The organism is Candidatus Rokuibacteriota bacterium (assembly GCA_030647435.1).
In the GTDB taxonomy this organism is placed as follows: Bacteria; Methylomirabilota; Methylomirabilia; order Rokubacteriales; family CSP1-6; genus AR37.
The window spans coordinates 1-24,883 of sequence record JAUSJX010000044.1; the positions used below are offsets into that span (position 1 = coordinate 1).

Sequence of the window (24,883 nt, forward strand, 5' to 3'; positions counted from 1 at the left end):
CTAGCCTCGATTTCCACGCCCCCGCCAACGACTAACGGCTGAGGGTCGCGATTGCCCGAATGGCGGCCTGTTGGGCCCATCTTCGTTAGTGATATCGAGTACGGTTAAGAGTAAGACTCACCGAGCTAGACACTCCGTTCTCTCGTTCATGGATGTCGGGGCGGCCGGGGAGCCGCTGCGCCTCGTGGCACCAGCTTCCCTCGGACATCCACGACCTGAGGGGGAGGGCCCGAGGGCCACTCACTATATCTGGGCCATCCGAGGGAGGAGCGATAGTATGATGTCATTGTGTCGAGCACTCCTCGGAAAGCACTAACGCCCTCCCGTGACGCGCGGTTCTTTCTCGCCCCCGACTCGCCCCTCCAGCGGCAGTATGAAGCGCTGCGGGGCTTCTTCGTCGAGGGGGCCCCCTCCCACGTCATCGCGCGCCGCTTCGGCTACTCCCCCGGGGCCTTCCGGGTCCTCTGTCATCAGTTTCGGCACGATCCCACCAAGCGCGCCGGCTTCTTCCAGCCGATCAAGCACGGGCCGCAGACCGCCCCGGTGCGGGACCGGGTGCGGACGCTGGCCGTCGCCATGCGGAAGAGGAATCTGTCCGTCTACGACATCCAGCGGGAGTTGGCCGAGGCGAGCCACACGATCAGTATCAATGCCTTGACCGTCCTGCTGCGCGAGGAAGGCTTCGCCCGCCTGCCTCGCCGCGCGGATGACGAGCGGCCGCGGCGCGTGAAGCCCGACGCGGCGGCCGTGGCCGACGTGCGGACGCTGAGCCTGGCGCCGCGCTCCTTCCGCACGCGTGTCGGCGGCCTCTTCCTGTTTGTGCCCCTGATGCGCCAGCTCGATCTGGCCGCGGTCGTGCGCCGCGCGGCCCTGCCCGCCTCGAAGATGATCCCGGCCGCGCAGGCCGTGCGGACGCTGCTGGCCCTCAAACTCCTGGGCAAAGAGCGCAAGAGCCACGTCATGGACTTGGTCTTTGACCCGGGGATCGCCCTCTTTGCCGGCCTCAACGTGGTCCCGAAGCGGTCCTATCTGGCGGCCTACAGCTCGCGGATCGACCGCCGCGGCACGCGGCGCCTCATGGACGCCTGGTTCGACGCGGTGCACGGGGCCGGCCTGGGGCGGGGGACATCGATCGATCTGGACTTCCATACCGTGCCCGCGAATGCCCAGGTCGAGCCGCTGGAAAAGCACGACGTGTCCAGCCGCAGTCGGAGTCAGAAGGGGATCCTGGTCTTTCTGGCCCGCGACGCCACCGAGCGCGTCCTCTGCTACAGCCAGGCCGGCATCTCCAAGGCCGAGCAGCCCGACGAGATCCTGCAGTTTGTCGCCTTTTGGCGGCAGCACACCGGCCGGCCGCCCGAGGAATTGGTCTTCGACTCGCAGCTGACCACGTACGCCAATCTCCACCGCCTCAATCAGCAGGGCATCCGGTTCATGACCCTCCGCCGCCGGTCCAAGAAGATGCTCGGGGAGATCTGGAGCCGGCCGGCATCCGCGTGGCAGCGCATCACCCTGCGGTCGCTGACACGGACCTTTCGCACGCCGAAGGTTCTGGACGAACGCATGCACCTCAAGGGGTACACCGGCCCGCTCCGGCAAGTGACCGTCATCGATCTCGGCCACGAGGAGCCGACCGTTCTGCTCACCAACAACCTCACGGTGGGCGCCGCGGCGCTGGTGACCCGCTATGCCCAACGCATGCTCATCGAGAACGGGATCTCCGAAGCCATCCAGTGCTTTCCTCTCGATGCCCTGTCCTCAATGGTCGGCCTCAAGGTCGATTTCGATCTGCAAATCACCCTCATGGCCAGCGCCCTCTACCGCCTCATGGCCGACCGGATCGGCCACGAATATGCGCGCGCGCAGGCCAAGCAGATCTTCCGCAACCTGCTGGATCTGTCCGCCACCGTCACGATCGACGACGCAGGCGTCATGGTCACCCTCGACAAGCGAGCGCATAATCCCTACCTGGTGGCCTCGCGGCTCGCGGATCAGCCCACGCCGATGCCGTGGCTGGGCGGCACGTCGCTGCGCATCCGCTTCGCGTGATTCCGCCCCCGGGGGCCCCCAGTGTTAGTCTTTCCCCGCACCGTGGAAATCGAGGCTAGCCGAGGGCGCCTTCGAGGATCTCCGCGTCGGCCGCGAGGATCCCGTCGCGCATCAGGAGCCCGGCCGCTTCGATCCAGCCCCGAACCTCGGCGAGCTTCTCCTCGGTGAGGGCAGCGAGCTTGTCGGGGACGCGGAAGCCGTGCTCCGTCACCTCCGCCCGCTGCCGGCCCACCACGAGCCGCCACTCCGTCCAGCTCTCCCAGTCCGCGTGGGCGGAGACGATCACCCAGCTTGTGTAGCGCGGGAGGCCAGCGCCCGCGCACGTGCTCTGCATCATGGCCGCAACGCGCACGCCGTCGACCTTGCCGCGTTCCTTCAGCTCGGTGAGGAGCGAGCTGAGCGAACCGTGTATCACTTTCATGACGCCTCCCGGTGAGCGCGCATCCCGTTGCCGCGCCGACGGGATGGCAGGAAAGCAGGAGCGATGCCATGGGCGCAGACACGCCCGTGAGAGTCGGCGAAGTCCGCGAGATGCTTGGGGAGTTACGGCGTCAGGAGATGGGGACGCGGCGCGATCACGCCGGACGGCGGATGGTCAGTTGTCGATTGGTTGTCGATTACTTGTCGATTAGCGGGCCGTGCCCGCGGACGCCTGGTGAAGTAGCAGCGCCGCGCTGACGCGCCTCAGCGGAGCATCCGCTCGAACTCTGCGGCCTCCGTCGCCTCCTCCACCGGCGACAGCTCCCCGATCCTGTTCACCATCCACGCCCCGGCCAGCCGGCGCATCTGGAGCGCCGGGCAACGTCGGCACTCTTCGACGACGGCCGTCTCCTCCCCGGCGTAGACGGACCGGATCGCGCGCCACCGATGCTTGTGCCGATGTCTCGCCCACCACTTCGTCCGGCGCCGCTCGGCGGCCTGCACGGCGGCCCCCACGCACATCATGAGCCCTGCCACCAGCAACATGGCCCCGATCATCGTGCCCACGTCCCGTCCTCCTTCATCCCGGCGTCAGGGTGTGAACCTCGCCCTCATAGCGCACGCGCAGAGGTGGGAGACTCCTCCTCCGACGCGGGCCACGTCAGGGTTGGGGCGGCCAGCCTTCGCAGTTCTCGAACGACCCGCTCGAGCTCCTCGGCCAGCCCTCCTGGGCGGCGCTCCCTGAAGACGTTCACCAGGCAGGCGTAGTACCAGAGCGTCCCGGCCTTGCCGCCCGTGAAGCGGGTGAACAGCGCATCCTCGAGCGTCCGGTAGTCGGCGAGGATAGCGCGGGCGTTGTGGAGCTTGTCGGCACAGGAGACGCGCAGGACCTCCGGCGGCGCCGTGCGCAGGTGGCGGATGTAGCCTTGCTTACGAGGAAGCCACTCGGGCTTGGGGACGGTATCGGCGTCCGTGCATCCTTTGACGATTCGGGCCACCTTTTCGCCGAAACGGGTCCGGATGTCGTCGAGCCGGGGCTTGCCGCCCTGGTCCTCGACAGCGTCGTGAAGGAGCGCGGCGATGGCCTCGTCCTCATCGCCGCCGTCCTCGATCACCAGGGAGGCCACACTCAGGAGATGGCCGATGTAGGGGATCGTGGTCTCCTTGCGCGTCTGCCCCCCGTGCACGTGGCAGGCGTAGATGAGCGCCTGCTCGAATCGGTGTGTGAGCGCGGGGACGCCCGGTGAGGAATCAGCAGCGGTCGCAGTCATCGAGAGCGACCCTCCTTGGGGAGGACCGGGATGGCCGTCTCACCCTGTCGCTTGCCGTCCACCCCGAATCGCTCGACCTTTCCTGCGCCATCGACACGTCCATATCCCGTGCGCCGGCTCATCGTGTCATAGAAGTCCACGCGGCCGGTGTCCCGATCGACAACGGCGTATCCCGTGCGGCGCCCATGGGTATCGAAGAGGTCCACTCGCGCGGACTCACCGGCATGCGCGAGCCCCACGCCCAAGACGATGCCGATCACCCCAAGACCCTGCTTCGACAGGTTCACGCGGAGCGGGCCGACACGAAAGGACTTCCGGAGAAACCAGCCCATCACACTTGTCCTCCCCCTTGGGAATTCCCCCACCTCGGCACACGGCGAGTCTCCCTCACCTCTGTGACAGGGGAGGTCACACCTCCTACGGGTCCAGAAAACGCCGGTTCAGCGGGTTCGTCGCCCGCACCACCAGCTCCAGGCGCACCGTGGCGCGGGTCATGCCGGCGAAGAGCAGACGATCGGTTCTCTCCGGCTCCGGCGGATCCGGGTCCACGTCCACCAGGATGACCGCCGGCGACTCCTGCCCCTTGAAGCGACCGACGCTGTCGAAGGTGATCTGCCCCGGCGTCGTGAGCTGATTGCCGAGGAGGTCGTACTCTCCGGTGAACCGGCGCAGCCGGTAGTTGCCGACTCGCTCGGGTCCGTCGAGCACTGACCGAGCCGCTCCAGGGGTGACCACGTGATAGGTCGTGAGCACGGCGATCTGGCTGTGAGAGAAGCCGCGGCCCAGGAGGTCGCCGATGACCTTGGCGACCAGGCGAGGCTGGTCCTCGGGCGCGTCGTACTGGCTGACGCCGACTCCGAGGCCGGGCAATTCGTTCATGGCCTCGAACTCGAAGGGCAGCGTGCGCCGGATGAACCGCGCGATGGACTGCGGTGATCGGTAGTTCGCCCGCGCGCGGTAGCCCACGAACCCGGGCAGGACCACTGATCGTTGGTCGCGGAGATTCTGATCGGGATCCTCGAGCCAGAGCACATCGTGAGGGTCCCGGAGGAAGAGCCCAAGGATGTCCGCCCAGACGGGCTCGAAATCCTGCCCTTCGTCCACGATCACCGTGTCGAACTTCCAGTGCTCGGGCACCGCCTCGGCGATCACGCGCTCGGACACCGTCTCCCAGAACCGGGGGTCGCGCTTCATCTCGTCGAAATCGAGGCGCTGCCCCCTCTCCTCGAGAAACCGCGCGCACAGGCCGTTGAACGTCACGACCATGCCTCCGGGCCGTACGACGACCTTGAGGCGCTCGCTCAGCGGCCGGTTGAAGCAGACCAGGAGCGGCCGCCGCTCGCGGCGGAGGGCATCGTCGAAGAAGTGCCGGGCGATCTGTGTCTTGCCCGATCCCGCCGTCCCGTAGATACGCAGGCGCAGGGGGTCCATCTCGAGCCCGCCGAGCAACCGCACCAGCCCGCCGCTCAGCCGCGTGAAGGCCTTCTCCTGGCCCGTCACGTGCGCGTGAATGTCCGGCACCAGCTCGAAGGTCTGACGGAGGAAGCCCCGGACCGTCTCGGCCCATGCCTCCCGATCGGGATTCCCCGGCCCCAGGCACGCGTCGATGCGCTCGGGGAGCTGGGCGCGCTGGGTAGCGTCCACGACCCGGCTTGGGTCGAGGGCCGCCGCGTTGATCCCCACGAGTCGATGGGCCGGGCAGTAGATCAGATAATCGAGATCGATGGCCCGGCCGCCCTGGGTCCGCCGGAACTTGTCGCGCACGTTGTCCAGCGCGCGCTGCACCTGATCCACGACGCTCTTGGACCGGTCGGCGTAGTGGGCGATCAGCCCGTCCTCGGTTTCCTCGAGCGTCCCGTCCTTCTGCTCGATGAGCAGCGCCTTGCCGGCCCGGTTGACGACCACGAAGTCGAGCTCGCCGAACACGGTCTCGCCCGGCCACTCCCGCGTCCAGTGGACACCATGAAACACCGTGTAGCTATCGGGCAGCCGGGCCTGGAGCAGGCGCAAGGTCTCGATCTCGTGGCGATTGGCGCCAGCCAGCTCCAGCCGGGCAATGTCGGAGGGAACGATGCGCGCCACGGTTCTGCCCTGGGTGTGGGCGCAGGGAGCGTACCACGCGAGGGGGATCGTGCGGTCTGTGACCTTCCCTGTCAGAGCACCCGCCTATCCTGCATTCCACAGCACAGAACCCGCAGCGTCATCGAGGAGGAATTGTTCATGCCCCATGCGGCCGAAATCAGTCCGATCGCGCGAATATTCGGAAACATCTTGGTAGGCGAGCCCCTGAGGCACGGAGCGCTCACCGTCGTCCCCATGCTCGCGCCCATGCTCACCGAACCCGCGTGGCTCACGCTGGCCGAGGCCGGCGACCGGGTGCAGGTCACCGAGGTCGACGAGGCGGGCTCCGTCCCCACCCTCAAGGTCGCCAACATGGCCGACCGGCCGCTGCTCCTCCTCGACGGCGAGGAGCTGGTGGGCGCGAAGCAGAACCGCATCCTCAACGCCACCGTCCTCGTCGCCGCCCGCACCGAGACGACGATCCCCGTGAGCTGCGTCGAGCAGGGGCGCTGGGGCTACCGCGGGCGCCACTTTGCACCGGGCGACGCCTCCCTCTTCGCCTCCGTGCGCCAGAAGAAAGCGGCCTGGGTGACGCGCTCGATTCGCGCCGGCCGCGGGCACATGGCCGACCAGGGCGGCGTCTGGGACGAGCTCGCGTCCAAGACCGCCGAGCATAGCGTCGCGAGTCCGACCGGAGCGATGCGTGACTTCTACCAGCGGTACGAGGCGGAGATGGCCGACGCGCGCCGGGAGCTTGCGCCGGTGCCGGGGCAGATAGGTTCGCTCGTGTACCTCTCCGGCCGCTGGGCGGGCATGGACCTCCTGGCCGGTCCGAGCCTCTTCGGGAAGGTTTGGCCGCGCCTCTGCGCCGGGTATGCGGCGGATGCGATTCGCCGGAAACCCAGCAGCTGCCTCATGCCGAGCCCGAGCGCGGTGCTCCGCCGGCTCTCGGGGTGTCCCGTCGAAGCAGCCCAGGCCGTGGGCCTCGGGACCGAGTATCGCCTCACCGGGCAGACGACTGTCGGCGCCGCCCTCATCGCGGACGATCGCGTCGCCCACCTGATGGCCTTCCCAGTCGTCGGCGCCAGGTAAAACTTCTGTGCTATTGACAAGGCCTTGCGACCCGCCGAACATCACGGCACTCCCTGCCGCGGGGGAACCAGCTCACCCGTCAGTTGCAGCGGTGTCTGTCGAGAACTCGAGCACGACGACGAGTCGAAACGCTGCAAGCAGGAGATGGCCATGAAAACGAAGGCGCTGCTGGCGCCGGTTCCTCACCTCCAGCTCGCGAATGCCCTGGAGGTGTGCCGGCGCGAGGGAAGGGTTGCCTTCGCCAGTAACGTCTGGGAGCTCTCCGGCGACCTCCAGGCCGGGATGCCCGTCCTCCTCTACGCCTCAAGAAGCAGCTTGCCCGAGGGCAAAGTCCCTGAGCCCGAGGCGCAGTGGCGTCACCCGCACGTTACCTGGCTGGGCTCCTTCGTCCGGTACGTGTCCGCGGTCGACGGCCGTCATCCGGAAACGACAAGCTTCCAGCCCACCGTCATGGCCCCGGGCGAGCAGGACCATATTCTGGGCTTCTATGAGGTCGCGGACCTCGAGCAGTTACCCGAGGAGCGATGGATCCCCGTTGAGCAGCTCCGGGACCAAGACGACCGCCCGTACACGCAGGCGTTCATCCCCGGACGCCCGATCATCGTCTTCTGGGATCGGCCGACCGAGGATGCGGCGACCACGCCACCGGCCAGCAGGTCAGAGCCTTCCGATGGTGCGGAGTCTTCGTGGTCCAGCTTCACCCAGCATCTCGCGGCCGGCATCGCGAAAATGCAGCGCGATCAATTTCTCATTCTCACGGTCACCCCCCTTCCAGATGGGGCCGAGCGCCCGTGGTACTACGTGCAGTTCGCCTGCGGCGGCGAGGAGGGCTTCCGAGCCGAAGCGGTGTCGAATAAGTTCCTGGCCGATCGGTGGAAGCTTCCGGAGAAGGCAGCCGAGACACTCTTCCGGCTTGGTTGGCATGCCCCCGAGCCCAGCGCCGAGCTCAAGGGGGGAAAGGTTAACTACTGGTCCGACTGGCCGGCCCCTCCGCACGCCGCCGCGATGGCACAACTCGCCGTGTCGACGCTTCGCCGTGTGTACGGGGTGGCCTCGTCGGACCGGCTCGAGTATAAGTACTTCGACAAGGCCGGTCAGCAGCTGGAGCTCGCTGACCTCGGCCTTCGCCGTGAGGTTGCCACCAAGGGCTGGGACGGTACCGTGGAGCGCCTCCGACCAATCGTGGAGAAAACGCTCCGTGAGGTTCTGCACGTTGGCGAGCTCAAATACGATGAGCACGGCGACATTCCCATCCGGTTCGGCAGCGCGATGGTGTTCGTCCGTCTGGTTGGCGGGGAGACCCCGAAGGTCCAAGTCTTCTCTCCGCTCCTCTGGGAGGTCTCGTCGACCAGCGGCCTCGTCGAGGCGCTGAACGACATCAATACGCGTCTCTCGTTCGGACGCGTGTTCTGGGACGGCGAGCAGGTCATCGCCGCGATCGACCTTCCGGCTCCTGGACTGTCGGGCGAGTACGTCGCGCGGGCCTGCTTCGAGATCGGCTCCCTGGCGGATCACTTCGACGAGGAGCTTGTTGAACGCTTTGGCGGCAAAACGATGTTCGGCGTGTCGAAAGTGTCGAAGCCGTACGAGCCTCCCGGCTACCTGTGAGCATTGCGGGGCTTCATGGCGCGCGGGAACCAACTCACCCGGCAGTGGCATCTGCTACAACTTCTCGACCGACCAACCGGAGTCGTGGTCGATGACGCGGCGCGTGCCCTCGACTGCGCCGTCCGGACCATCTGGCGTGACCTTCGCGTGTTACAGGACGCCGGCTTCCCGATCTACGACGAGCAGGACGCCGACGGGCGCCGGTCAGTCTGGCGGGTCGATGACACGTTCAAGCAGCGGCTGCCGCTCAAGCTCACCCTGGCCGAGCTGGCCGCCCTCCTGATGAGCCGCGAACTGCTCGCGCCCGCCGGCGCCGGCGGACTCGGCCCTGCCATCACCTCCGCCTTCGAGAAGATCGGAGGCGTCCTCAGCAAGGACGCCCTCGGCCTCATCGACCGCATGCGCGAGACCATCGGCGTGCGCACCTTGGGCGCCAAGCTCCAGGCTCCGGCCGCCGAGCACGTCGCGGCGATCCAGGGCGCGCTCATGGAACGCCGGCGGCTCCGGCTCCGCTACTACTCCATGAGCCGCGACGAGGTCAACGACCGCCGCGTGGATCCCTATCACCTGACGCTCTACGCCGGCGGGTTCTACCTCGTGGGCTACTGTCATCTCCGTCAGGCGGTGCGCATCTTTGCCGTCGAGCGCATCCGCGAGTGCGAGGTGCTCGCCGTCCGCTTCGACGTGCCCGAGAAGTTCGACGTGGAGAAGTACCTCGCGGGCGCCTGGGGCATCATCCGCGGCGACATCGTCAACGTGAAGGTCCTTTTCGCGCGCTCCCTCGCGCGCTACATCCGCGACCGCCTCTGGCATCCGACCCAGAAGTTCCGCGACCTCGACGACGGCCGGCTCGAGATGACGCTCCGGGTCGCGGACACGCTTGAGGTGCGGCGGTGGATCCTCGGATTCGGCCCAGAAGCCGAGGCCGTCGAGCCTGCGGCTCTCCGCGAGGCACTCCGGCACGATGCCGAGGCCCTCGCCCGGAGGCTCACGCCCCAGCGCATCCTTCCAGCGCAGGTACCGGCGTCGCCCGAGGAGGCGCGGTTAGGCTCTTCGCGGGCGCGAATGCGCCGCGAGCAGGAAAACTTTCGCACCAGCACGTAGGAATCTCCTAAGGAGCCTCAATGAGTGACGCCGTCGTGACCCTAATGCGGGCGCTGGACTTTGCAGCCCGAAAGCACCGCGATCAGCGGCGCAAGGGAGCCGCTGCCGAGCCCTACATCAACCATCTCACCGAGGTTGCCCTCTTGGTGGCGGAGGCGACCCGGGGCAGAGACCGCCTCGCCGTGCTGGGCGCCCTGCTCCACGACACGATTGAGGACACGACAACGACCAAAAAAGAGCTGGAAGCCGAGTTCGGCGCGGAGGTCGCGGCACTCGTGGCAGAGGTCACCGACAACAAGCGCCTGCCCAAGCACGAGCGCAAGCGCCTGCAGGTCGAGACGGCCCGCCACAAATCACGGCGCGCCAAGCTGATCAAGATCGCCGATAAGACGAGCAACCTGCGGTCGGTCATCGAGAGCCCGCCGGTCAAGTGGAACGCCACGCGACGCCGAAAGTACCTCGAATGGGCGGCGCGCGTCGTCAAGGGCTGCCGCGGGGCGAACGCGCGGCTGGAGGCCCGGTTCGACAAGGCCTACCGTCGCGGCCGTCGGGTGCTCGGGTAGCCGGGGCGCATGGACCCGTTCGCCTCCCGGCTCGCTGAGCTCTGCCGCACCGAGCGCACCCGCGCCAAGTGGGTGGTCGTGCCCTCGCACGCCCTTGGGCACACGCTCGGTGAGCGGCTCGCGCTCGCAGGTACGAGCTGGGCGAACCTCCGCTTCACCACCCCGGTCGATCTCGCCCTACCGATGGCGGCTCCGTTCCTCGTCGAGCGCGGAATCGATCCCGCTCCAGACGAGATCGGCCCGGCCCTGATCACACGGCTGCTTCTCGAGCTGCCGGGCGCGGTCCCCGTCTACTTCCGGGAGATGGCCGAGCAGCCGCGGATGGCCGAAGCGTTGTGGGCCACGATCCGCGAGCTGCGCCTGGCGGGGATGCGTGCAGCTGATCTTCGCCTCGAGGCGTTCACGAGCGCCGCCAAACATGCCGAGCTTCAGGCCCTGCTCACCGCGTACGAGGAACACTTGGCGACGCGCAAGCTCGCCGACACTGCCGATGTCTACCGCGAGGCGCTCCAGCACCTCGATATCTGCCACGTCCGCCCCGAGGACCTCTGGATCGAGCTGCCCGGCGCCATCTGGGCTCCGCTCCAGCAAGCACTCCTGGACAAGCTTCCCGCGCTCCGGATCACGCCGCACACGCTCCGAATCCCCGGCCTTCCGGAGCCCGCACGTCTGCGCGGCGCGGTCGAGTCGCTGGAGCCATCGCTTCGCGCCGACTCTGACTTGCTCGCCTTTCTCATGCGGCCAGGCGATGCGCCGGCACCGAAGGGTGACGGCAGCCTGGCCATGTTCCGCGCCGGTGGCCGGGAAGCCGAGGTCGAGGAGGTTTTCCGGCGTGTCCTCGCAAGCGGTGCGCGCCTCGATGACGTCGAAGTGGCCTGCGCGTCGGCCGACTACGTCACCCTCCTCTGGGAAAAGGCGCAGCGCCACGGCTGGCCCGTGACCGTCGGCCCCGGCCTCCCGGTCACGCTGACGCGGCCGGCGCGCGCCCTGCTGGCCTTCTCAGAGTGGGTGGAGGGTGGCTACCCGGCTGTCGGACTCCGCCGCCTGCTCCAGTCCGGCGATGTCCAGCTGGATCTGGCCGATGGCCCCTCGGCCGGCCAGGCCGCGCGACTGCTCGCGCAATCCGGGGCGACATGGGGACGCGAGAGCTATGCCCCGGCCATGACAGGCCTCGCCCGCTCGTACCGGCAGCGCGCAGCCGACGTCGAGAACGACGACGACGAGGCGCGAACGCGCTACGTCGAGCGCGCCGCGCAGGCCGAACGACTGGGCGCCTGGATCGCCGGGATCCTGGAGCTCGTCCCACCGGCGGCGGCGGACGGCCGGCTGCCCCTGAGTGAGCTGATCGACGGATGCATCACGCTCGTGCGCGGCACCGCGAGCAAGCAGAACGAGATGGACGGCGCCGCGGCGGCCGTGCTCGCGGATGCGCTCGTGGCGCTGCGGGCCGTCGGGTCCCTCGCGCGCGGCGCGCGCGAGGCGTTCGCGCTGATCCGCCACCAGATCGAGCCGCTCACCGTGGGCGCCGATCGGGCGCGGCCCGGCCATCTCTTCGTGACCATGCTGCGCCAGGCCGGGCATGCCGGCCGGTCCCAGACCTTCGTGGTCGGGCTCGAGGAGGGCCGCGTGTTCCCAGTGCTCATGGAAGACGCGGTGCTGCTCGACGACGAGCGGCGGGCCCTGAGCCCCGCGCTGCCGACCTCCGCGGATCGTGTGGGGGAAGCGCTCTACGCGGTGGTCTCTCGCCTAGCGGCGCTCGGCGGCTCGGTGTGCCTGAGCTTCTCCTGCCGCGATCTCCGGCGGCACCGTGAGACCTTCCCGTCCTGGCTCCTCCTTCAGGCCCTGCGCGTGGTCAAGCGACACCCGGACTGGACGTATCAAGATCTGAATCGGGAGCTGGGCGAGCCCGTGTCGCTCGTTGCGTCGGGGGCCGACCGGGCGCTGAGCGACGCCGGGTGGTGGCTCGCGAAGCTCAATGGCCTGGGACCCGTGGTCCTCCCGAGCGTGCACGCCCACTTCCCCTGGCTCGCCCAGGGAGAAGCGGCCGAGCTGGCACGAGAGTCCGACGTCCTCACCGCCTATGACGGCCTCGTCCCGGCGGCCGGGCCTCGGCTCGATCCGCGCGCAACGGGTCACGCCATCTCCGCCACGGCGCTCGAGGACCTCGCCAAGTGTCCGTTCCGGCACTTCCTCAAACGCGGCCTGAAGCTCGATGCCACCGAGGAGGCCGAGCCCGATCGTGACCGCTGGCTGGGCCCGGCGACGCGCGGCTCGTTGCTCCATGGTCTCTACGCGGCCATCCTGCGGGAGCTGCGCGAGCGGAAGGAGCAGGCTGATCCGAAACGGCACGGCACCTGGGCCCGCGAGGTGGCCGACGCCCGCTTGGCGGAGCTGCGCGCGCTGATCCCGCCGCCCTCGACCGATGTCTTCGACCGCGAGCGGCAGGAGCTACTCCGGGACCTCGACCTCTTCCTCCGTCTCGAGGCGGCCGCAAAGGAGCGTCGGCCCGTTGGCTTCGAGGTCTCGTTCGGCGGCGGAGCCACCGAGGGCGAGCCCCTGGCGCAGGCCGAGCCCGTCATGATCGACCTGGGTACCGGCCTTCGCTTCGCTCTGCGCGGACGGATCGACCGGATCGACCGGCTGGCCGATGGCAGCTACGAAATCATCGACTACAAGACGGGCCGGTATTGGCCGGACAACTACACGGGAACGTTCCAGGGCGGCCGTCTGCTCCAGCATGCCCTCTATGCTCTCGCCGCGACCCATCTCCTTCGGCGCCAGGATCCGAAGGCGCGTGTGAGCGCCAGCTCGTACTATCTGCCGACGGCCCGCGGCCAGGCCGAGCGCGCCACCTTTCCCGCCAAGGCGGCGGGCCTCGAGGATGTGCTCCGCGACCTGTTCGACATCGTGGGCCAAGGCCTCTTCGTCCACACCGCAGACGAGGATGACTGCAAGTTCTGCGAGGTGGGACGCGCGTGCGGGCGCGACCCCTATGCCCGCGCGGAACGGAAGCTCGAGAACGATGCCAATGACTCGCTCAGGCCGTACTGGAGGCTCGGCGAGCATGAGTGAGCGACGGCGCCTCCCCGACCAGCAGGCGCGCGACCGCATCGAGGCCGCGCTCGACATCAACCTGCTCGTGGAGGCGGGCGCGGGCTCCGGCAAGACGCAAAGCCTGGCGCGGCGGATGGCCGCGGGCATCGCTGCGGGGGTGTACGAGGTCGAGGGCATGGCGGCGGTCACCTTCACCCGCAAGGCGGCCGCCGAGCTGCGGGCCCGCTTCCAGCTCGAGCTGGAGAAGCGACTCGGCGCGGACGACGACCCCGCTCGCCGTGAGCGGCTCCAGGTCGCACTCCGGCATCTGGAACGGCTCTTCGCGGGGACGATTCACGCCTTCTGCGCCCATCTGCTGCGCGAGCGGCCCGTCGAGGCCGGCGTGGCGCCGGGGTTCACGGAGCTGGACGAGATCGAGGATGCCGAGGTGCGCGGGCGCGCCTGGCGCGACTACCTCGACCGCGAGCGCGCGCTGGGGTCGCGGCTGCTGGCGGAGCTTCAGGACACCGGCATCCGACCGGCCGATCTCGACGAAGCTTTCCGGACAGTCTGCACCTTCGCCGACGTCACCTTTCCTCCGGGCGATCGCGAAGCGCCCGATCCGGCGCCGGCCTGGGCGGCGTTGGATCAGTTCTGGCAAGCGCTGAGCGCGCTCCTCCCCGACCCCTGCGCGCCGGACACGACCTGCAAGGTCCAGAGGGCCGCCCGGCGCTATCGGGGGCTGCTTCGCGTCGCGGACCGGGAGCGCCCGGCCACGCTCGCCCAGCTCCTCGACTGCTGGAGCGGCAAGCTCTCGATCACGCAGAAATGGTGGCCCGGCGGCTCCACGGCCACCAAGGCGCTGAAGGCTCGGATCGATCGTCTTCTCGGCGATTTCCAGGAGGCAGCCGTCCATCCCTTCCTCGCGGCCTGGGGAGCGTACATCTATCGCCTCGCGATCACCCTGCTGTCGGCCGCCCGCAACTTCGCGAGCGAAGCGCGGCGACGGGCGCTCACCCTCAACTATGGCGATCTGCTCCAGGTGGCGGCGCGGCTCCTGCGCGACAACCTCCCCGTGCGAGCGGCGCTTCAGCGCAAGTATCGCTGGCTCTTCGTTGACGAGTTCCAGGACACCAATCCGCTTCAGGCCGAGGTCATCCTGCTGCTTGCTGCCGAAGCGCGCGGCGAGGCGGACTGGACCCGCGTGCGGCCTCGCCCGGGCGCGCTCTTCGTGGTGGGCGACCCCAAGCAGTCGATCTACCGTTTCACCGGAGCCGACATCGACATCTATAGCCGCGTGCGCGACATCATCCAGCGCGAGGGCGGCGAGGTTGTCACCCTCACCGCCTCGTTCCGATCCATCCCCGCGTTGTGCGAGTGGGCCAACGGCGTGTTCCCGGACTTCTTTCCTCCCGAACCCACGCCGCAGCAGCCGGCGTTTCATCCCCTCGAGCCCGTGCTCCCAGGCGGCCAGGCGAGCCGGTCGGGCCTCCGCACCCTCACCATCCCCGACAGCATCGAGAAGGACGGGGTGCATGCCGCCGACGCCCAGGCCATCGCCCGCTACATCCGAGCGGCCGTGGAGAGCGGGACCAACGTCTGGAGCGACTTTCTCATTCTCACGAGGAAGAAGAAGGGGCGGCTTCACGAGTACCTGGCCGCGCTCGACGCGCTCCACATCCCGGCATCCGTCACCGGCTCGGTTGCCTTCAGCCGCTCGCGTGAGGTCTCGGTCCTGGCCGACCTGCTGCGGGTTCTCGCCGACCCGGACGACGGTGTCGCCCTGGTCGGACTTCTGCGCGGACCGCTCTTCGGCGTGAGCGACGAGGAGTTGTTCCAGCATCACGAGGCCGGCCTCGGCTTCATCCTGACGGCCCCGCTTCCCGATGAGGCCTCGGGGCCCGTCGTCGACGCCATCAGGAAGCTCCAGCCCATGTTCAAGTTGACCCGCACCCTGCCCGTCGCGGCCGCCGTGGAGCGCATCCTCGAGGAGACCGGGATCCTTGCGCGGGCCGTGGCCGTCACGCCGGGCGCCGCCGAGGCCGGCGATGTCCTGTACGCCCTCGACCGCGTGCGGCAGATCACCGAGGTTGGCGGCACCCTCGCGACTGCCGCCGAGGCGCTCGACAAGGATTTCGAGGCCGCCGAGATCGAGTCTATTCCGCTCGAGCCCGGCCGGCAGGATGTCGTACGCGTGATGAATCTCCACAAGGCCAAGGGCCTCGAGGCGTCCGTGGTCTTTCTCGCTGACCCGCTCGCCGGCGTCAAGGCCCGCGCGGGCGTGCGCGTGATCCGCGAGGGCGCCCGAGCCACTGGCTACCTGCGCCTGATCCGTACGTGGGGCGAGGGCCGCTCGGACGAGCTGGCCGAGCCCGCGGGCTGGGAGGAACACGCGGCGGCGGAGCTGGCTTATGTCGAGGCCGAGGAGAAGCGTCTCCTGTACGTGGCCGCCACGCGCGCCAAGGATCTCCTCGTCGTCAGCCGCTGGGCCAAGGATGGAAAGGGCGAGCGCCCGTGGGAGCCGCTGGCCGCCTATCTTGCCGCGGCGCGCGAGCTCAAGGTCCCGCCCGCGATTGTGGTGACACCTCGCGCCCTGCCAGATCTGAGTGTGGGCGCGCGCGCGGCTGCCGAGTCCGCGCGCAACGCCGCTCGCGAGGCCGCCGCTCAAGCTTCATGGGTCGTCGAGTCCGTCACGGGGACCGCCCATCGGGCCGGTCCCTACGGCCACCCGATCTCGGAGGGCCGTACCCGCGAGCCCGACACCGGCATGGCCTGGGGCAGCCTGATTCACGCCCTGCTCGAGCACGCCATGCGCGGCCCCGCCCGCGACCGCGCTCACCTGGAGCGTCTGGCCAATTGGCTCACCGTCGAGAACCCGGAGCTTCGTCGCGTCGTCCCGGAGGCGCTCGACACCGTCGAGCGTGTGACGGCGTCGGAGTTCTGGCAGCGGGCAACGGCCGCGGACCAGCGTCTCGTGGAGGTCCCGTTTGCGGTCAAGGTCGAGGCGGGTGACGGGCCTCCGAAGATCCTCCACGGCGTAATCGACCTGGCGTTCAGAACGTCGGCAGGCTGGGAGCTAGTCGACTACAAGACGGACCAGGCGACCATCCACTCACTTTCCGCTCGCTACCATGGCCAGGTTCAGGCGTACTGCCGCCACTGGGCGGTCGCCACTGACGCGCCCATCAGGTCGGCGGCGATTTACGCAGTCCGCACCGGCGAGGTCTCCGAGAACCTCCAGCCGTAAGACAGCCACCTTGGTCCCGACCTGAACGGTCACAGGCAGTCGATACGTCACTCCTTCGCCCTCGACTTCACCAGCATCTCGTCTACCGCATCCGACAGCGTGAAGAGCTCCTCGAAACCCCTGGCGGCGAATTCGAAGAGCTCGTCCGGACCCGAGATCAGCCGAACGCGTAGCTGGTCGTCCGTGTCCGTCAGGTACTTCCCCAACGGCGCGTCGGCATCGTCGGTGTCGGCGTTGAGCCAGGGCTTGGCCCTATCGCCGAGCACGCGCCGCAACTCGCGCGCGAACTCGATCCGCTCCGCGTCCTTCATCTTGAGAAACTCCAGGTTCTCGGTACAAACCCACAGATATGGATGGGTGTCTTTGATACTCCGGTAACCCATCGGTGCAAAGCTTCCGACGACGTAGTAGACCTCGGCCTCGTCCTTGCGCCGATTTACCCAGGCGGGTTTCCACGCATAGAATTCCGCCCTCTTCGCGTCGGTCTCGAGTGCGTACCCGCGCTCCTCGCCCCATTTCTCGAGACGGTTCCCCACATCATCGATCAATTCCCCAATTCGGCCCTGTAGTTCGTCGTGCGCCTCCATCAATCCGATCACGTCATGCCATCGTTCCAAGATCAGCTTGTCAACGTTCGTATACTCATCCGCCATGTGTGTGCCTCCCCGATCCTCAGATTAGCGAGCGCCCCGCGGTTCGCCGTCACGTCCTGATTCGTACGAATTCGTTCAGCAAGGCGTGGTATCCCTCGACGCCTGCGTGCGGCACGACGTCCGGTCTGGTTCGCACAAACATATCAAGGAGTTCACGTAGGCGAACCGTCATGTCGGCTTCTCCGCCTAGTGCTGGTGACACGGCCATAGTCGCATCTATAGCCTTGCCGATCTCGGGCAGTGCGATGAACTGGTCCAGCACTTCGCGGAGCCGCTCGATCGAGACAGTTGTCTCTCTCGCCCGGCCTCGATCTACCCCGTGAGCCCCGGCCTGCGCCTGCATCGCCCCTACCTGGTGGAGCAGTTCGCGCAGACCAGCGACATCCATCGCCTTCGGGAGGCGTCGTCCATCCCTCCTGGCAACTCCGCGAAGCTCGGCGTAGCGGTCGAGCAACGCGGCGACTTGGTCGGTCATGGGCGCCGGACCCATTGATGTCGTCAGGCTCCAGCGGTCGGGCTCTGTACGCACGGCACCGCGGTCACCGGCCAAGTCGGTTCCGAACCCCGGCAGTTTACGCTGAACCGAAGGCGGCGGGGTCAAATTGATCCTGAGATCCTCAGCTGCCCGCTTGCGTGCAGGTTCATCCAGCTGCTGCAACAGGAAGTCGACAACGTCTTGCTGCCTGGCCTGGCCAAAAGCCATGCGATAGACCGCCAGCGACCTCCGGATCGCGTCTGCACGCGCGGCGTCCCGGCTGAGCGGCAGCGCGAGCACGTGCCGCTCGATGCGCGCGGCACCGGGGTCGTCCACCAGGTACAGCCAGTACGGACTAAGGCCCGAGTCGTCGCGCATGTCAGTCGCCTCGGCGGCGGCAAACATGCGCGCCCAGGGATCCGGGCCCTCGCCCGCCGTGAGTACGGCAGCGCCGTGTTTTCGCGCCACGTTCTTGCGAACGGCATGCCCCTTATACCGATGCACTCGGCCCTCTCGCTGCTCGAGGTCTACAGGATTCGACGGCACGTTCCAGTGCACCACTGCGTGGCAGTAGGGATGGAAGTCGAGACCCTCCTGTCCGACGGATGTGGAGCACAGCACGAACGGCCAGAACGGCGAGTTGAAAGCGCGCTGCACGGACCTGTTTCGATCAACCCCTCTGACGTCCTCAAGGCCCTGCCCACCGTAACTCACGGCGAACCGCGTCCGGAACCCGAGCTTCTGCGTCGCAGGCAGGTGTCCCGTTGCGTCGAGTTGTACATCGTCGGCCGTCAACGTGGCTGTCATGATGGTCACACTCTCGACCATACGCCCGGCGACTTTGTCCATCGCTGCGGTAAGCGTTCGGTCCCGATCGCCAATGGCACCCGACAGGAAGTGCGCGTACTCGTCAAGGACGGCCTGCAACCCACCTCGAGCTGCGTATTCGAGCACGCGGCGCCAGTATGCTTCGCCAGAGTCGATCACAGTGGTGCGCGTGATGGCGGAGATGACCTCCACTTCGTTGAACAGCGAGCGGAGCGCGTCCGCGACCCGCCCGGCCGCATTGCGCGTGGCGATCTGCGGCGCCAGGTGCAATCCGCCCACGACCCGGCACAGTGCCCGGAGCGCGGTTACCGCCGGGCCGCCGATCGCGAGCCAAGCGACTACCTGCGCAAGATCTGCGGGTCGTAGGCCAAGCGTGACGCCGCCCTCCACGAGCGTCTTCGCCGCCGCGACATGTTTGGCCCAAGCGCTGCCTGCCGCCTGTGACTCCTCGGCCAACGCACCCACGTCTTCGTCTAGGTCACGACGGCGATCAGAGCCCTCGCCTCGCCAGTCGGTCGCCAAACGAGGCTGCTCAAACCAGGCGCGCGTCGCGGCATTGTGGCGATGCAGATCCAATAGGATGGGCGCAGCCCAGTACCAGCGTTCGTCCGCCCGCCCCGTCGCTTGCTCCTGGCCCGGCAACTCCCGCAGTGCCCTTTCGACCCGGCGCTCGGTTTCTTCTCGAACCGAATCAAGTGAGGGCAGGATGCCGTCCTGATGACGGCGCAGATCAGACGCGATCGCCAGCGGATCGCAGAGTTGGGCGAGCACGATCGAGGGGTACATGAGTCCCAATGTCGTCATGCCACCAGGTCGCCCGCCGTCGTCCCTGAACTGAAGCAGTCGGGACCGGCCCCTCCGCGTCCCCCTGGTGTTCGCGGCGGGCTCGCCCTCCAGTGGAACACCAAACAGCCGCCGCTCCGCTTCGTAGCTGAGCAGCGTCGCCACCACTTTCGGCACGACCTGCCAAGCGGAGAAGACCAGGCTCTTGGTGAACGTCGCGTGGTCAGCGTTCGCAAATGGGCCCTCGAGCCCGTAATAGGGCAACGCCGGTGGGATCCAGAACAGCTCCCCCACGCCTCGATCGAGGGTGACGGCGAGGAGCGCCCGCAAGCGAGCATTGGCAGGATCAATCAGCCGGTACGATTCGATGTCGGTCCGCGAAAGGATGGCATCCGGAACGCTCCTCAGGGCATCCTGCAGAGCCGTCCCGGCGCCAGGACCCCTGACCGCCTCCAGGACCTGGCGCTTGAGCTGGTAGTCGTCCATGAAATTCAGCAGATAAGAGGCCGACTTCCAGTACTCCAGCGTGTCGCCATGGCCAACTGCACGACCGATCCGTTGTAGGGCGAGGTAGTGCGACACATCTGCCGGCCGCAGCTGGAGCGTGGGTGGCACGTCGACGAGCATGCCGCTTCGATCCTCGGTCACCGCCAACCGCTCGGTTCGAACCATCACGCGCCGCAGGCGGTTTTCGATTTCCTGCCTCCTCCGCACGACGGAGTCTGCCGTCTGGGCGTTGTAGGTGAACAACTGCTGCCCATAGGTCGACAAGAGGCGGCGGATGTCGGCAATCGCCTCTGGCGGTTCGGCTTGCTCTCCGCTTCCGCCATGCAGGAACTCGAGTGTCTTGATGAAGTCGCCGAAATGGTCATCCCCCTCGGCGTCCTCGTGCAGCGTGTACATCTTGTAGGGCGTCGCCGACAGTAGCAACACACGCGCCTGCTGCCGGCCTTCCTTGTCGGCGTAGTCGAACAGCGCCCTCGCCAACTCGGCTGCGGGATCATCGCCGTGCAGCAGATCCTTGAACCGCTGGAACTCGTCCAGGATGATGAGGTCAGGCTCGAGCGCGTTGACACACGTCCTGGCGAGCGTGCCGCGCAGCTCGCCGACAATCGCTTTCCGTTGGCGGCTTTCATCCTCACCGAGCTTCTCTTTTCGTCCCAGGCGCTGGCTCAGCTCCAGGAATCGGGCCTGGAGGGTCGGCTGGCCGTCACGCTCGGCCGCATCGCCAACCCGGTTTAGCGCTTTCTCGAAGCTCTCGCGCAAGCCGTCGTTAAGCGTCATCGGGGCCTTGACGCGCTCCTGGAACCGCGTGCGCTCGACGCCGCCGGCCAGCAGCGATACCACCCCCGGATCCCCCGTCTTCCACGCCTTCGGCAGCATCCAGTACAGCAGGGTGCGTTCCTCCCACCTCCCTGTTCCCCCACGCACGTTGAACGACGTGCCGGGTGTAAACGAAATGAAATTCACGTCCGGGCTCAAGTGCGGGAGATCTCGTGGCAGGAGCGTGATGCGGTCCGGCAGCGTCTGTTCCCTCCTGTCCGTCAGGTTCAAGCTGGCGATGTTTTGCTGGGCGATGCTGGCGTTCGAGCAGATGTAGACGATGTCCACCCGCCGGTCGTTCTTGGCGCGCAGGTGCTCGATCGCTCGAGCGATAAGGCCGCGCGCCACCATCGTCTTGCCCAGCCCCACCTCGTCGGCCACGAGGAACCGCCGCGTGGGTGGCGTGTCGCCGTACATCCGCTGAAAGACATAGTCCACGGTGTCGCGCTGAAACGGCTTTAGTTCCCCAAGAATTCGGGCCGTGTCGATCGGGATCATTTCGCGTCGCACGCTGTCCGTTGCTTCCAGATCGTGTCGATGGGGCCCCAAATCTCATCGAACCCTGGCGGAACGACCGTCTCGCCTGGGTCGCGATGTCCGAAGTCCTTGAGCATCGCTGCCACGTGGACGAGCTGATCCGGCGTGCGGTCGAGGGTTCGAAGCAGCTGTTCGAGGAGACCCTGGGTTGGCATCGATTGGCTCGCTTCGTCAGGCGACAACCTACCATCGCCCGATGAGCCGGCGACCAGCGCTCCGAGCTGGGCCGGATCGACGCTGCCGTCGCCGAGCAGCAGAAGCAGTAGGCGAACGAACTGACGCGGCGTCCTGACCATCTCACGCAAGACGCGCTCCACGCGATTGGCGGGCATCCCGTCGGCAGGGAGGTTCAGCACAAGGTCCTGGGGCGTCACGCCGCGATGTGACCTCAGCTCGATCCTGAACGCAAAGAAGCTCGTGAGTGCCTCGAACGACACATCGTCGAACTGCGCCACGGGCCCGGTGAGGGTGTTCACGTTCTGGGCATGTCCATCGTTGAGGGTGATGGGCCAACACGTGACCGTCGCGTCGCCCGGCATCTTGACATCGCCCTCGGTGGCGCGAAGGAGAATGTCGTAGCGGTCGCCGTCCCGCGCAGTGATCTGTGCGCGCATGTCGGCATCAACGAGGGCTGTCCGTGTCGCCTCGATCGCTTTCTCGATTTCGTCTCTGAATGGATCAGGCGCTATCGCTACACGCTCCCCGGCATCCTGAAGCAGGTCAACGAGCCGCTGCGTATCCGTCTCGTGCGTCATCAGGCTGTCGATGCCTAGGTCACTGCGAGACCCTGTGAGCTGCACCAGGAACTCGACGTTTCGCGAAAAGGCCGCATCCGTGGCGTTCGCGGACCCGGTCCACACGAGGGCCGTCCTGCCGTGTTCGCTCACGTAGCACTTGGCGTGCAGGTCACCAAGTTGCACGGCCTCGGCCAGCGAGGCTCCACTGCCTTCCTCGTCGATGGGCGTCAGCTCAGGTGTCGCGTCGGGGTTCAGCATCCAGAACCGCTGGTATCCGGCAGGGCGGCGGTCGAGAGAGCTCAGCGCCATGTCGGTCGAGACCAGGGTGGCCTCCTTGTGCCTGCTGGAGAGACGCTCGAGACAGCTGCGCGTGACAAAGGGCGACACCACGAGCATTCGGTCGCCTGCAGACTCGAATGGCCACTCGCTGTGATCCTTGATCCCAAGCGGCCAGAAGCGCAGCGCTTCGACGCCGGGTGGGGTGGTGAACACGACCCGGCGCACCTCGGCCGCGAGTTTCTCGACGCCTTCCCGGAGGCCCGCATCGATGTGGCGGGCAAGGCCCGGCAGCGCCATCAGGAAGTCGGCAAGGGGGGCACTGTCTTCGACATCGCGACCGGGCGCCGTCGTACCGTCGAGGGCCAGCAGGGTGTCCCACGACCGGGCCACCGTCAGGTTCCGGCTCAGGCACAGCATGCGGAACGCGGCATGACCATCGTCTGCCACGTACCGCAGGACCCACACCTTAGGGTGGAACACCCCACCGCCCGGCGAACGGCAACCGACAACGGCCCGCTCAAGGTGCACCGACAGCCGATTGTGAGACCTCGGGATGCTGATCCGGCCCGCCTGGCAGAACATCACGACGCGCGGCGCGTACCTGCGCAGGCTCCCCAGCAGCTCCAGCGAATTAGTTCGACTTTTCTCGTTCTCGTCGAGCAGATCGAACCAACTGAACGCTAGTGGCACCGTCAGCAGCGTCATTAGGTCGAGCGAGAACGTGGTCCCAACACAGAAGTCGAGCCGATGGCCATCGGGCGGGCGCAGGGCATCAAACAGGAGGGTCCGGTTGCCTGGCTCAAGCATGGGCGCCCTCCAGGCTGTTCACAACATCGTTGAGAAGGATCTGGGCGTTTGACCAGCGGTAGTCGAGCCGCCCTAGTCCAGAGGATCCGGTCCAACGGTCGCGCGGCTGCTGATTGTCGAGCCTCGCGAGCGCCCCCTTCAGTTGAACCTCACGCCGGCGAATCAGATCGTGCGCGGCCTGCAAGTCCACGACCCTGCGTGGGCCGGGATCGTCGAGCGCCAGGTCGATCCACGCGTTGACGAAGGTCTGCGTATTCTTCCCGGGCTTCACATCGGCCTGGGCCAACGTCATCCAGAACGCCTGCCGGTCCCAGGCGCGCAGCTCGTGTTCGCGCCGTTCAATCTCGTCGCACCACTCTTCGAACAGTCTGCGCACCTCGGTTTCCCGATTCCCCATGTTGCGCAACTGGCAGAGCCGTAAGTTGTACAGGATGAGGGCTCCGGCCATGACCTCCGAGAAGTTCCTCGCGTGCACCAAGGGCTGCGCCAGCGGCTCTGGCAGGTGAGGGGCCAGCTCGTGTGCCCAGGCGAACGGGGCATCGCTGGCGGCGTTCATGTGATCGAGGTAGTACCGCATCAGCGAACTGCTGGCGTTCGCCCGAATGCGTTCCCGGACGTACTCGGCTTCACGGAGCGTCAATCGAAACGACGCCCTCTCCGGAAACCCGGCCGGCACTGGCGGCACACCGGCATGCCAGTTCGGGGGTGTCTCCTCGACGCGTTCCTTGTCAACGTTCTTAGGCGACGGCGACTGAGCTCGATAGAAACGGTCAAGACTGCGATGGTATTGGTCCTGCGAGAAGGGCGACGTCCGGATGCCCAACCTCCGCAGACCGTTCCAGTAGATGTTCGACGGCAGGCGTTTCAGTTTATCCCGCGATCGCTCGCCGATGACACCGCCCGCGTCCTCCTGCGCCGCAAGCAGGGCGTCGATAAGACCGACCTCGATCTTCTTTGCGCGGCCGACGATGTCAGACGAGCGAACCCGGTCGCCTTCGAGCTGCAGGTACATCCACGGGATGAACAGGAAGTAACGGGCGCGCCTCTGGAGCGAACCCGTCCCCGGGAAGAACAGGTCGGCGAAGCCGTCGCGAATCACGCTCAGGCCCACTTCGTCGCGCGTTCCGTGTTCACGGAAAGCGTCGATCGCATCGGTCAAGGCGTCCTGCTGAGCTTTCGAATAGTCGACCCACGTGAAGACTGATGGCATAGGCGTCTACTATTCGAGCCTCCTGGGCGGCCGCCCTGTGCCGATCTCCCACCCCGGGGTGTCCTCTTCGCGGTTTGCCCTCAAAAAGTGGCGCCGGCAGCCCGGGAAATCTAAGAATCGCGTCTGCCAAGACCACCGGTCGACAGGGACGGGACGATGACGAGAAGAACAGAAGAGACGAGGGAAAAGCAAGCAGGAAATGGGGCGGGTGCGGCGTGGGCCGAGATGCCTGCCTGGCTGGTGCCGGGATTGCGGCGACGCGCGCGCTTGCTGGCGTAGGTGCACGGGCGCGGGCTGGTCGCGCGACACGCGGTGTTCAAGGCGGAGCCAGCTTCTCGAGCGCCAGGTCGAATCCTGGACCAAGGCCCAGCAGGTTCGCGCCTCCGTCGACGAGGTGGAGCGCCGCGCCCAAGCCAAGGACAAGTCGATGGAGCCGGGTACCGAGCTCGCTGAGTGGATCGCCTGGGCCCGCCGGCATGCAGATCGACTGGATCCGTTGAAGCCCCCTCGGCTTGAAGACAGAACCGCGGGGAGCCAACCGGGTGAGTAGGGCCCCATGATCGCCGGGCCGGCCGGGGGCTTCCAGCAGGAACGCCTCCGGGGGATATTTTCCCAACGAATTGATTTAGCCAAATGCGGATCGTAGGGAAAGATATGGTCTCGCCAAACGTAGGCGCTTGGGGCCGCAGGACGACACGACTATGCTCAAAACTATGCCCGCGAGGGGCCGAATTCGGGCCAAAACCACCCCCCGCCGCCCAACATCAAAAACAAAAACCCCTCGGCAAGTTCGCAACTTACTA

Annotated in this window: 16 protein-coding genes; 7 read left to right on the plus strand and 9 right to left on the minus strand. The window is 67.1% G+C overall.

The window, feature by feature from the left end:
- The first annotated feature begins 288 nt into the window (after positions 1-288).
- A complete protein-coding gene (locus tag Q7W02_08085; GenBank protein ID MDO8476143.1) occupies positions 289-2,049 on the plus strand; it encodes a hypothetical protein in 1,761 nt (586 codons plus the stop codon).
- A gap of 55 nt (positions 2,050-2,104) precedes the next feature.
- On the opposite strand, the gene Q7W02_08090 is transcribed toward Q7W02_08085, so the two are convergent.
- From Q7W02_08090 to Q7W02_08110, 5 genes are all read right to left on the minus strand, one after another.
- Entirely contained in the window at positions 2,105-2,470 is a 366-nt protein-coding gene (locus Q7W02_08090; GenBank protein ID MDO8476144.1) for a hypothetical protein, read from the minus strand.
- Positions 2,471-2,733: 263 nt separating this feature from the next.
- Positions 2,734-3,036 carry a hypothetical protein gene (locus Q7W02_08095; protein MDO8476145.1) on the minus strand — a complete coding sequence of 101 codons (303 nt, stop codon included), beginning with the start codon at positions 3,034-3,036 and terminating at the stop codon, positions 2,734-2,736.
- Positions 3,037-3,080: 44 nt separating this feature from the next.
- On the minus strand, positions 3,081-3,740 hold the full coding sequence (locus tag Q7W02_08100; GenBank protein ID MDO8476146.1) for an HD domain-containing protein: 660 nt from the start codon (positions 3,738-3,740) through the stop codon (positions 3,081-3,083).
- Complete coding sequence (locus tag Q7W02_08105; protein MDO8476147.1) at positions 3,737-4,072, minus strand: hypothetical protein; 336 nt, start codon at positions 4,070-4,072, stop codon at positions 3,737-3,739. Before Q7W02_08105 ends, Q7W02_08100 begins: the two co-directional genes overlap by 4 nt.
- 85 nt (positions 4,073-4,157) lie before the next feature.
- Positions 4,158-5,822, minus strand: a complete 1,665-nt coding sequence (locus Q7W02_08110; protein ID MDO8476148.1) for an ATP-binding domain-containing protein — start codon at positions 5,820-5,822, stop codon at positions 4,158-4,160.
- Between the two features lie 138 nt (positions 5,823-5,960).
- Between Q7W02_08110 and Q7W02_08115 the strand changes: the two genes are divergently transcribed.
- From Q7W02_08115 to Q7W02_08140, 6 genes are read left to right on the plus strand one after another with little or no spacing between them, the layout of a single operon-like run.
- Entirely contained in the window at positions 5,961-6,893 is a 933-nt protein-coding gene (locus tag Q7W02_08115; GenBank protein MDO8476149.1) for a hypothetical protein, read from the plus strand.
- A gap of 24 nt (positions 6,894-6,917) precedes the next feature.
- Positions 6,918-8,501, plus strand: coding sequence for a YbjN domain-containing protein (locus Q7W02_08120; GenBank protein ID MDO8476150.1), 1,584 nt, complete (start codon positions 6,918-6,920; stop codon positions 8,499-8,501).
- A gap of 15 nt (positions 8,502-8,516) precedes the next feature.
- Complete coding sequence (locus Q7W02_08125; protein ID MDO8476151.1) at positions 8,517-9,605, plus strand: WYL domain-containing protein; 1,089 nt, start codon at positions 8,517-8,519, stop codon at positions 9,603-9,605.
- Positions 9,606-9,625: 20 nt separating this feature from the next.
- Entirely contained in the window at positions 9,626-10,168 is a 543-nt protein-coding gene (locus tag Q7W02_08130) for an HD domain-containing protein (GenBank protein ID MDO8476152.1), read from the plus strand.
- A gap of 9 nt (positions 10,169-10,177) precedes the next feature.
- Positions 10,178-13,240, plus strand: coding sequence for a PD-(D/E)XK nuclease family protein (locus tag Q7W02_08135; GenBank protein ID MDO8476153.1), 3,063 nt, complete (start codon positions 10,178-10,180; stop codon positions 13,238-13,240).
- On the plus strand, positions 13,233-16,448 hold the full coding sequence (locus Q7W02_08140; GenBank protein MDO8476154.1) for a UvrD-helicase domain-containing protein: 3,216 nt from the start codon (positions 13,233-13,235) through the stop codon (positions 16,446-16,448). The genes Q7W02_08135 and Q7W02_08140 overlap by 8 nt, the downstream gene beginning before the upstream one ends.
- 47 nt (positions 16,449-16,495) lie before the next feature.
- On the opposite strand, the gene Q7W02_08145 is transcribed toward Q7W02_08140, so the two are convergent.
- The 4 genes from Q7W02_08145 to Q7W02_08160 are packed head-to-tail and all read right to left on the minus strand — an operon-like array spanning position 16,496 to position 24,080.
- A complete protein-coding gene (locus Q7W02_08145) occupies positions 16,496-17,101 on the minus strand; it encodes a hypothetical protein (protein ID MDO8476155.1) in 606 nt (201 codons plus the stop codon).
- A gap of 49 nt (positions 17,102-17,150) precedes the next feature.
- Positions 17,151-21,008, minus strand: coding sequence for a DEAD/DEAH box helicase (locus Q7W02_08150; protein MDO8476156.1), 3,858 nt, complete (start codon positions 21,006-21,008; stop codon positions 17,151-17,153).
- Complete coding sequence (locus Q7W02_08155; GenBank protein ID MDO8476157.1) at positions 21,005-22,870, minus strand: phospholipase D family protein; 1,866 nt, start codon at positions 22,868-22,870, stop codon at positions 21,005-21,007. Before Q7W02_08155 ends, Q7W02_08150 begins: the two co-directional genes overlap by 4 nt.
- A complete protein-coding gene (locus Q7W02_08160; GenBank protein ID MDO8476158.1) occupies positions 22,863-24,080 on the minus strand; it encodes a DUF6361 family protein in 1,218 nt (405 codons plus the stop codon). Before Q7W02_08160 ends, Q7W02_08155 begins: the two co-directional genes overlap by 8 nt.
- Positions 24,081-24,883: the final 803 nt, after the last annotated feature.

What these genes read in the sequence shown, in the direction of transcription:
- Q7W02_08090 (MDO8476144.1), bottom strand. Translation starts at nt 2,470, where the DNA reads ATGAAAGTGATACACGGTTCGCTCAGCTCGCTCCTCACCGAGCTGAAG.
- Q7W02_08100 (MDO8476146.1), bottom strand. Translation starts at nt 3,740, where the DNA reads ATGACTGCGACCGCTGCTGATTCCTCACCGGGCGTCCCCGCGCTCACA.
- Q7W02_08105 (MDO8476147.1), bottom strand. Translation starts at nt 4,072, where the DNA reads ATGGGCTGGTTTCTCCGGAAGTCCTTTCGTGTCGGCCCGCTCCGCGTG.
- Q7W02_08115 (MDO8476149.1), top strand. Translation starts at nt 5,961, where the DNA reads ATGCCCCATGCGGCCGAAATCAGTCCGATCGCGCGAATATTCGGAAAC.
- Q7W02_08125 (MDO8476151.1), top strand. Translation starts at nt 8,517, where the DNA reads ATGGCGCGCGGGAACCAACTCACCCGGCAGTGGCATCTGCTACAACTT.
- Q7W02_08130 (MDO8476152.1), top strand. Translation starts at nt 9,626, where the DNA reads ATGAGTGACGCCGTCGTGACCCTAATGCGGGCGCTGGACTTTGCAGCC.
- Q7W02_08135 (MDO8476153.1), top strand. Translation starts at nt 10,178, where the DNA reads ATGGACCCGTTCGCCTCCCGGCTCGCTGAGCTCTGCCGCACCGAGCGC.
- Q7W02_08140 (MDO8476154.1), top strand. Translation starts at nt 13,233, where the DNA reads ATGAGTGAGCGACGGCGCCTCCCCGACCAGCAGGCGCGCGACCGCATC.
- Q7W02_08145 (MDO8476155.1), bottom strand. Translation starts at nt 17,101, where the DNA reads ATGGCGGATGAGTATACGAACGTTGACAAGCTGATCTTGGAACGATGG.
- Q7W02_08150 (MDO8476156.1), bottom strand. Translation starts at nt 21,008, where the DNA reads ATGATCCCGATCGACACGGCCCGAATTCTTGGGGAACTAAAGCCGTTT.
- Q7W02_08155 (MDO8476157.1), bottom strand. Translation starts at nt 22,870, where the DNA reads ATGCTTGAGCCAGGCAACCGGACCCTCCTGTTTGATGCCCTGCGCCCG.
- Q7W02_08160 (MDO8476158.1), bottom strand. Translation starts at nt 24,080, where the DNA reads ATGCCATCAGTCTTCACGTGGGTCGACTATTCGAAAGCTCAGCAGGAC.